Origin of the sequence: Streptomyces sp. NPDC050388 (assembly GCF_040655635.1) — a bacterium.
Lineage (GTDB): Bacteria > Actinomycetota > Actinomycetes > Streptomycetales > Streptomycetaceae > Streptomyces.
In genome coordinates, this window is the sequence record NZ_JBFAKH010000158.1 from 1 (window position 1) to 8883 (window position 8883).

An 8883-nucleotide genomic window follows, 5' to 3' on the forward strand; every position below is an offset into this window, starting at 1 on the left:
AAGGCCTCGGCGAACACGGGGAAGGCCGCGTACAGCTCCCGGCCCATGCCGGGACGCTGCGCGCCCTGCCCGGAGAACAGGAACGCCGAACGGCCCTCGGCCGCCATCCCCGAGACCACGCCGGCGGCCGGACGGCCCTGCGCCAGCGCGCGCAGCAGTGCCTCCCGGTCGTCTCCCACGATCACCGCACGGTGCTCGAAGGCCGTGCGGGTCGCCACCAGCGAGAAGCCGACATCGACCGGCGAGACCTCGCCGGCCGCCAGCGGCAGCAGCCGCTCGGCCTGGCCGGCCAGCGCCTTTGGCGTCTTGGCCGACAGCAGCCACGGCACCACCGGCAGCGTGCTCGCCGGCTCCTCCACCGGGGCCGGCTCCTCCTCGACGGCCTCCAGGATGACGTGCGCGTTGGTGCCACTGATGCCGAACGAGGACACGGCGGCGCGGCGCGGGCGCTCGCCCGTCTCCGGCCAGGCGCGGGCCTCGGTCAGCAGTTCCACTGCCCCCGCCGACCAGTCGATCTTCGAGGACGGCTCGTCCACGTGCAGCGTCTGCGGCAGCACCCCGTGCCGCATGGCCTGCACCATCTTGATGATGCCGCCGACGCCGGATGCGGCCGCGGCGTGGCCGATGTTGGACTTGATCGAACCGAGCCACAGCGGCCGGTCCGCGTCGTGCTCCTGGCCGTAGGTGGCCAGCAGCGCCTGGGCCTCGATCGGGTCGCCCAGCGTCGTGCCGGTGCCGTGCGCCTCCACCACGTCCACGTCCGCCGCCGCGACACCCGCGTTGGCCAGCGCCTGGCGGATGACCCGCTGCTGCGACGGACCGTTCGGGGCGGTCAGGCCGTTGGACGCACCGTCCTGGTTGACCGCCGAGCCGCGCACGACGGCGAGGACCTGGTGGCCGTTGCGGCGCGCGTCCGACAGCCGCTCCACCAGCAGCACACCCACGCCCTCGGACCAGCCGGTGCCGTCCGCGTCGTCGGAGAAGGACTTGCAGCGGCCGTCGGCGGCCAGGCCGCGCTGGCGACTGAATTCGACGAATCCCGTGGGGGTCGCCATCAGGGCGACACCGCCGGCGACGGCCATGGTGCACTCACCGGTGCGCAGCGACTGGACGGCCAGGTGCAGGGCCACCAGCGACGACGAGCACGCCGTGTCGACCGTCACCGCCGGCCCCTCCAGGCCCAGGGTGTAGGCGATGCGGCCGGAGAGCACACTGGTGGCCATGCCGGTCAGCAGGTGGCCCTCGGTGCCGCCCGCATCGGCGGTGCGGCCGAGGTCGGCGCCGTAACCGGAGGGCGACGCGCCGGCGAACACGCCGATGCGGTCGCCGCGTACGGACGCGGCGTCGATGCCGGCTCGTTCGAAGACCTCCCAGGACGCCTCCAGCAGCAGGCGCTGCTGCGGGTCCATGGCCAGGGCCTCGCGCGGCGAGATCCCGAAGAAGTCCGCGTCGAAGCCGGGGGCGTCGTGCAGGAAACCGCCGTCACGCACGTACGAGGTGCCGTGTGCGTCCGGGTCCGGGTCGTACAGCGCGTCCAGGTCCCAGCCGCGGTTGGTGGGGAAGGGGGTGATGCCGTCGCCGCCGGAGTCGACGAGCCGCCACAGGTCCTCGGGGCCGGCGATGCCGCCCGGGTAGCGGCAGGCCATGCCGACGATGGCGATGGGCTCGTCGGTGGCCGTGCCCGCGAGGAGCACGTCCGTGGAGGCCGCGGGGGCGGTGCCGGTCGTGAGCAACTCGGACTCGACGAAGCGAGCCAGCGCGAGCGGGCTGGGGTGGTCGAAGACGAGGGTGCTCGGCAGCGGGACGCCGCAATCGCGGGACAGCCGGTTGCGCAGGTCGACGGCGGTGAGCGAGTCGAAGCCCAGGTCACGGAAGGCCCGGTCGGGACGGATCTCGTCGGTGCCGGTGTGGCCGAGGACCGCGGCGGCGGCTTCGCGGACGAGTTGCACCAGGTGCGCCGTACGGTCGGCGGGGGACAGCCCGGCCAGCCGGTCGCGCAGCCGCGAGCGGGTGTCGTCGGCCTCGGGGGCGCCGACGTCGGGTCCGGCGGGGCCGGCGGCGAGCGCGGCGGCCTCGGGGAGGTCGCTCAGCAGCGGACGCGGCCGCACCGCGGTGAAGGCGGGCAGGAAGCGGTCCCAGTCGACGTCGGCGACCGCGATGTGCGTGTCGTCGTGGTCGAGGGCGTGCTTCAGCGCGGCGACGGCGTGCTCGGGGGACATGGTGCGGATGCCGCGCCGGGCGAGACGCTCGCCCTCGCGGCCGTCGGCGAGACCACCGCCGCCCCAGGCGCCCCAGGACACGGATGCCGCGGCGGCGCCGCGGCTACGGCGGCGCTGGGCGAGCGCGTCGAGGTAGGTGTTGCCGGTGGCGTACGCAGCCTGGCCGCGGCTGCCCCACACGCTGGAGATGGACGAGAACAGGACGAACGCGTCGAGTTCCGCGTCCTGGTCACGCAGCAGGTCGTCGAGGTGGGCGGCGCCCGCGGCCTTGGCCTGGATCTCGGTGGCGAAGGCGGTCAGGTCGACATCGGTGAGCGGGGTGTCGCTGGCGATGCCCGCCGTGTGGAACACCGAGCGCAGCGCAGGGCCGCCGTCGGTGCGCAGGGTCTCCAGAAGGGCGGCGAGCGACGCACGGTCGGACACGTCACAGGAGACGACGACGGTGGACGCGCCCAGCGCTTCGAGCTCGGCGGCGAGTTCGGCGGCACCGGGGGCGTCGGGGCCGCGGCGGCCGGCCAGGACGATCCGTTCGGCGCCGCTCCGGGCGAGCCAACGGGCCGTGTGCGCGCCGAGCGCGCCGGTGCCGCCGGTGATCAGGGCGGTGCCGCGCGGGGTGAACACGGCGGATCCGCCGTCGGTGCGCGGGTCGTGGGCGAGACGGCGGACGTACAGGCCGGAGGAGCGCAGCGCGATCTGGTCCTCCGCGCCGTCGGCGAGGGCGGCGGCGAGCCGGTCGGCGGTGCGGTCGTCGAGCTCGGCGGGCAGGTCGACAAGACCGCCCCAGCGTTCGCCGTACTCCAGGCCGATGACGCGGCCCAGTCCCCACAGCGGGGCCTGGGCGGGGGAGTTCAGGGAATCGGAGCGGCCGATGGTGACGGCGCCGCAGGTGGCGATCCACAGCGGGACGACGAGGCCGGTGTCGTCGAGGGCCTGCGTGAGGGTGATGGTGGCGGCCGTGCCGGCGGGAACACCGCCCGAGGCGAACGGATCGTCACAGGCGTCCGGGGCCAGGGCGAGCAGCGACAGCACACCGGCGGGCGGGGCGTCCGCGTCGGTGTGCGCGGTCAGCAGGGCGGCCAGGGCCGCGCGGTCGAGGCCGTCGGTGTCCACGTCGACGACGGTCACGTCGGCGCCGCGGGCGGCGAGCGCCTCGCCGGTACGGGCGACGAGCGCGTGGTACGCGGTACGCGTGGGGGCGAGGACGAGCCAGGGCCCGGTGAGGGGCTGCGCCGCCGCGGTGACCGGCTTCCAGTCGATGCGGTAGCGCAGGGAGTCGACGATGTCGAGGTCGCGGTTGCGGCGCCGCCACGCGGCGAGCGCGGGCAGGGCGGCGGCCAGCGGGTCGACGTCGACGGGCCGCATCGTGTCGGCGAGAGCCGTGAGGTCCTCGCGCTCCACGGCTTCCCAGAAGCGGGCCTCGTTGCGGAAGGTGGCCAGTATCTCGGCGGCGTCCTGCGGAGCGGCCGGGGTCGGCCAGTAGCGGGTGCGCTGGAAGGCGTACGTGGGCAGGGCGACGCGACGGGCGCCGGTGCCGGCGTAGAAGGCGGCCCAGTCGACGGCCGTGCCGTGCACGTGCAGGGCGGCGACGGCGGCGGTCAGGGCGTACGTCTCGGGTCGGCCCTTGCGCAGCGCGGCCACGAAGGACACGCCGTCGGCGCCGGCGACGCAGTCCTGGGCCAGGGCGGTCAGCACCCCGCCGGGGCCGATCTCCAGGAACGCGGTGACGCCCTGGTCGGCGAGCGTGCGGACGCCCTGCTCGAAGCGGACGGCCTCGCGGACGTGGCGCACCCAGTAGCCGGGGTCGCGGACCTCCTGCGAACGCAGCGGGCGGCCGGTGACGTTGGAGATGACCGACAGCCGCGGCGGGTGGAAGGTCAGACTCTCGGCGACGGTGCGGAACTCCTCGAGCATGGGTTCCATGAGCGGCGAGTGGAAGGCGTGGGACACCTTCAGCCGCCGCGTCTTGCGGTCCTGCTCCTCGAAGGCGGCGGCGATCTCGAGGACGGGCTCCTCGGCGCCGGAGACCACCACCGAACGCGGTCCGTTGACGGCCGCGACCGACACGTCCGGACGGTCGGCGAGCAGTTCGGCCACCTCGTCCTCGGTGGCCCCGACGGCGACCATGGCTCCGCCCGCGGGCAGGGCCTGCATGAGCCGGCCCCGGGCGGCGACCAGCGCCGCGGCGTCCTCGAGGCCGAGGACACCCGCCACGTGCGCCGCGGTGATCTCGCCGACGGAGTGGCCCATCAGGTGGTCTGGGGTGACACCCCAGGAGGCGACGAGTCGGAACAGCGCCACCTCGACGGCGAACAGGGCGGCCTGCGTGTAGACCGTCTGGTCGAGGAGCGCCGCGTCGGTGCTGCCCGCCTCCGCGAACACGACGTCGCGCACGGACCGTTCGGCATGCCCGGCGAGGTGCCGGTCCAGCTCGGCGCACACGGCGTCGAAGGCCTCGGCGTACACCGGGAACGCCTCGTACAGCTCCCGGCCCATGCCGGGGCGCTGGGAGCCCTGGCCGGAGAACATCACACCGAGCCGGCCGGGCGTGGCGAGTCCGCGCACCGTCGCGGCGGTCTCCGACCCCTGGCTCAGTGCGCGCAGCCCGTCCAGCAGTGCCTCGCGGTCCTCGCCGAGAACGACGGCACGGTGCTCCAGCGCGGCCCGGCCGGTGGCGAGGGAGAAACCGACGTCGAGCGTGCGCGCGGCAGCAAGGGCGGCGGCCTCGGCCGTGGTCTGCGTGCCTGTGAGGTGGTCCACCAGGCGCTGCGCCTGTGCGGCGAGTCCCTGCGCGGACGCGCCCGACACCAGCCACGGGTGCACGGAAACGTCGGCGGGGGCGTCGGCGGGCGCGTCCTCGGACGCGTCGGCGACGGCTTCCTGCGGTGCCTGCTCCACGATGATGTGCGCGTTGGTGCCGCTGACGCCGAAGGACGACACGGCGGCGCGGCGCGGCGCACCGGTCTCGGGCCACCGGCGGGCCTCGGTCAACAGCTCCACGGCGCCCGCCGACCAGTCGACGTGCGGGGTCGGCTCGTCCACGTGCAGGGTCTTCGGCAGCACGCCGTGGCGCATCGCCATGACCATCTTGATGATGCCGGCGGCACCCGAAGCGGCCTGCGCGTGACCGATGTTCGACTTCATCGAGCCCAGCCACAGCGGGTGGCCGTCGGCCCGCTCCTGGCCGTACGTGTCCACGACGGCCTGCGCCTCGATCGGGTCGCCCAGCACGGTTCCCGTGCCGTGCGCCTCGACCACGTCGACCTCACCGGCCACCAGGTCGGCGTTGGCGAGGGCGGCGCGGATGACGCGCTGCTGGGCCGTGCCGTTCGGCGCGGTCAGGCCGTTGCTGGCGCCGTCCTGGTTCACGGCGGTGCCCCGGATGACGGCGAGGACCTCGTGGCCGTTGCGGACCGCGTCGGACAGCCGCTCCACGAACAGCATGCCGACGCCCTCGGCCCAGCCCGTGCCGTCGGCGGCGGCCGCGAACGACTTGCAGCGGCCGTCGACGGCGAGGCCGCCCTGCTTGCTGAACTCCGCGTACGCCTCCGGCACCGCCATCACGGCGACACCGCCGGCCAGCGCCAGGTCGCACTCGCCGTTGCGCAGTGCCTGGACGGCCAGGTGCAGGGCGACCAGCGACGACGAACAGGCCGTGTCGACCGTCACCGCCGGCCCCTCCAGGCCCAGGGTGTAGGCGATGCGCCCGGAGACGACGCTGCCCGCCGTGCCCGTCAGGAAGTAGCCCTCGACGTCGTTCGACGCGTTCTGCAGCTTGGACTCGTAACCGGAGACGGCGGCACCGGCGAACACGCCGGTACGGGTGCCGCGCAGTGCGGACGGGGCCACCCCGGCATGCTCGACGGCCTCCCAGGCCGCCTCGAGCAGCAGGCGCTGCTGCGGGTCCATGGCCAGGGCCTCGCGCGGCGAGATCCCGAAGAACCCGGCGTCGAACTCGGCGGCGTCGGGCACGAACCCGCCCTCGTACGCCCCCGAGCCCGCCGGGCTCGACGCGTACAGGCCGTCGATGTCCCAGCCGCGGTCCGTGGGGAAGGGGCCCACGGCGTCACGGCCCGCCTCCACGAGCCGCCACAGGTCCTCGGGGCCTGCGACACCGCCCGGGTACCGGCAGCTCATTCCGACGATCGCGACGGGTTCCCGTGCCGCCTCCGTGATCCGGGCGTTCTCCCTGCGGAGCCGCTCGGTCTCCTTGACCGACGCCCGCAGAGCCTCAAGGACCTTGTTCGCCGAAGCAGCCATCATGCACTCCATATTTCGCACGTCATCATGAGCCGTTGTCTCCCAGCGCCAGCTGGATCAGGCTTTCGGCGTCCATGTCGTCAATCGAGTCGTCCGTCGCCGCTGCCGGGGCCGACGGTCCGGTCTCGGGGGATGCCGCCACCTCGGCGGAGGCGGGGACGGAGGTGAGGGGCGAAGCCGGGCCGTCGCCCGCCGTCTGCGGAAGGTCCAGTTTGCGCAGCAGGAACCCTGCCAGCGCGGAGGGTGTCGGGTGGTCGAAGACCAGGGCGGCCGGCAGCCGCAGGCCGGTGGCCCGGACGATCCGGTTGCGCAGGTCCACGGCGGTGAGCGAGTCGAACCCGAGCTTGCGGAACGCCCGGTCGGGCCGCACCTCGCCCGGACCCGTGAGGCCCAGCACGGCCGCGGCGTGGTCCCGGACCAGTTCAAGGAGGACGAACTCCCTCTCCGGGCCGGGCAGTTCCACGAGCTCGGCGCGGAGCAGGCCCGCCGTGTCCCGTGCGGACTCCTCCGCCCCCTCCGGCGTCGTCCCGTCCCCGGTCGGCCGCGCACCGCGCACCTCCGGCAGGTCACCGATCAACGGGCTCGGGCGCATCGCGGTGAACGCGGGGGCGAAGCCCTGCCAGTCGATGTCAGCGACGACGATCGCGGTCTCCTCGTGCTCGACCGCCTGCCGCATGGCCGTCACGGCCAGCTCCGGAGACATCGCCGACAGACCGAGTCCGCTCAGTGCCCCGCCGACCCCGGCCCCGCCGGCCAGTCCGTCGCCTTCCCACCAGCCCCACGCGACGGACGTCGCCGTACGCCCCTGGGCCCGGCGCCGGTGGGCCAGTGCGTCCAGCGAGGCGTTGGCCGCGGCATAAGCGGAGTGCCGGGCGTTGCCCCACACCCCCGAGATCGAGGAGAACAGCACGAAGGCGTCCGCGGAGTCCCCGAGCGCATCGTCCAGGTGCAGCGCGCCGTTCACCTTGCCGGACAGGACCGCGGCGTACGCCTCTGCGTCCGTGTCCTGCACGGCGGCCGTGTCGTCCACGCCCGCCGTGTGGAAGACGCTCCGCACCGGCCGGCCCTCGACCCGCAACCGCTCGACCAGCGCGTCGACCTGCTCGCGGTCCGCCACGTCGCACGCGACCACCGTCGCCGTGGCACCGGCCCGCTCCAGCTCCTCCACCAGCTCCGCCGCGCCCGGGGCGTCCGGGCCGCGACGGCTCGTCAGCACGATGTGTCCGGCGCCCAGCTCGGCAAGCCAGCGCGCCACATGCCCGCCGACGGAACCGGTACCGCCGGTGATCAGAGCAGTGTCACGCGGCTCGAACGGACGGACGGTGTCGCCGAGTCCGGCGTGCTCGATCCGACGGGCGAAGGCGTCGGAGCCGCGCACCACGACCTGGTCCTCGTCCCCGAGGTCCCCGGCCAGCACGGCGCACATCCGCTCCACCACTGATGCGTCGCTCCCTTCGGACACCGTGATGTCGGACAGGTCGATCAGACCGCCCCAGCTCCCCGGTGCCTCCAGGGCGATGGCCTGGCCCATCCCCCACAGCTGTGCCTGCACCGGACTGCTCACCGGCTCCGGACGACCGGTCTGTCCAATCTGGACGGCTCCGCTCGTGACACACCACAGCGGCGCTCGCATACCGCTGTCGTCGAGGGCCTGGACGAGCGCCAGCGTGCCGGCGGTCACCGTCGGCAGCCCGATGCCGAGAGCGGTCTCCGCCTCTCCGGTCCCGGCCGCCACGGCCAGCAGCGACAGGACGCCGCTGAACTCGGTCCCCTCAGCCTCCACGAGCGCAGCCCGCAGCACCTTGGCGAGCTCTTCCCGGTCCCGCTGGTGCTCGCCGAGCACCAGCGGGATCACGCGCGCCCCACGCCCCGTCAGTTCCCGGACGGTGGCTGCCATCAGCGCGCCTTCGACTCCGGACTCCGGTACGACGACCAGCCACGCACCGGTGAGAGCGCGCCCGCCGCCCGTGGCCGCCAGCGGTTTCCACGTCACCCGGTACCGCCAGGAGTCCAGCGTCGCGCGGGTCACCGCGCCACGCCGCCAGGCGGCCAGCGCCGGGAGAACCGCGCTCAACGCACCGGCTTCGACACCCTCCAGCCGGCGCGCCAGCTCCTTCTCGTCGCCCTCCTCGACGGCCTTCCAGAACTCGGCCTCCACCGCCGACGGCCCGGACACGCCGACGGCGGTCTCCGGCTCGTCCTCCAGCCAGTAGTGCTGGTGCTGGAAGGGGTAGGTGGGCAGGGGGATGCGGCGGGCGCCGGTGCCGGCGTAGACGGTGTGCCAGTCGACGGTGACGCCGTGGCAGTGTGCCTCGGCCAGCGAGGTCAGCAGCCGCTCCACGCCGCCCTCGTCGCGGCGCAGGGTGCCCAGCGCGGCGGCCTCCGCGCCGGCGTCCTCGATGGTGCC

The 8883-nt window shown here is 74.5% G+C and carries 2 protein-coding genes; both read right to left on the reverse strand.

What is annotated here, in order from left to right; all coding sequences use genetic code 11:
• A partial coding sequence (locus AB0I73_RS39050) for a type I polyketide synthase (protein WP_363045150.1) occupies positions 1-6476 on the reverse strand: 6476 nt, incomplete at its 3' end.
• Positions 6477-6501: 25 nt separating this feature from the next.
• The coding region (locus AB0I73_RS39055; protein ID WP_363045151.1) for an SDR family NAD(P)-dependent oxidoreductase at positions 6502-8883 on the reverse strand (2382 nt) is incomplete at its 5' end.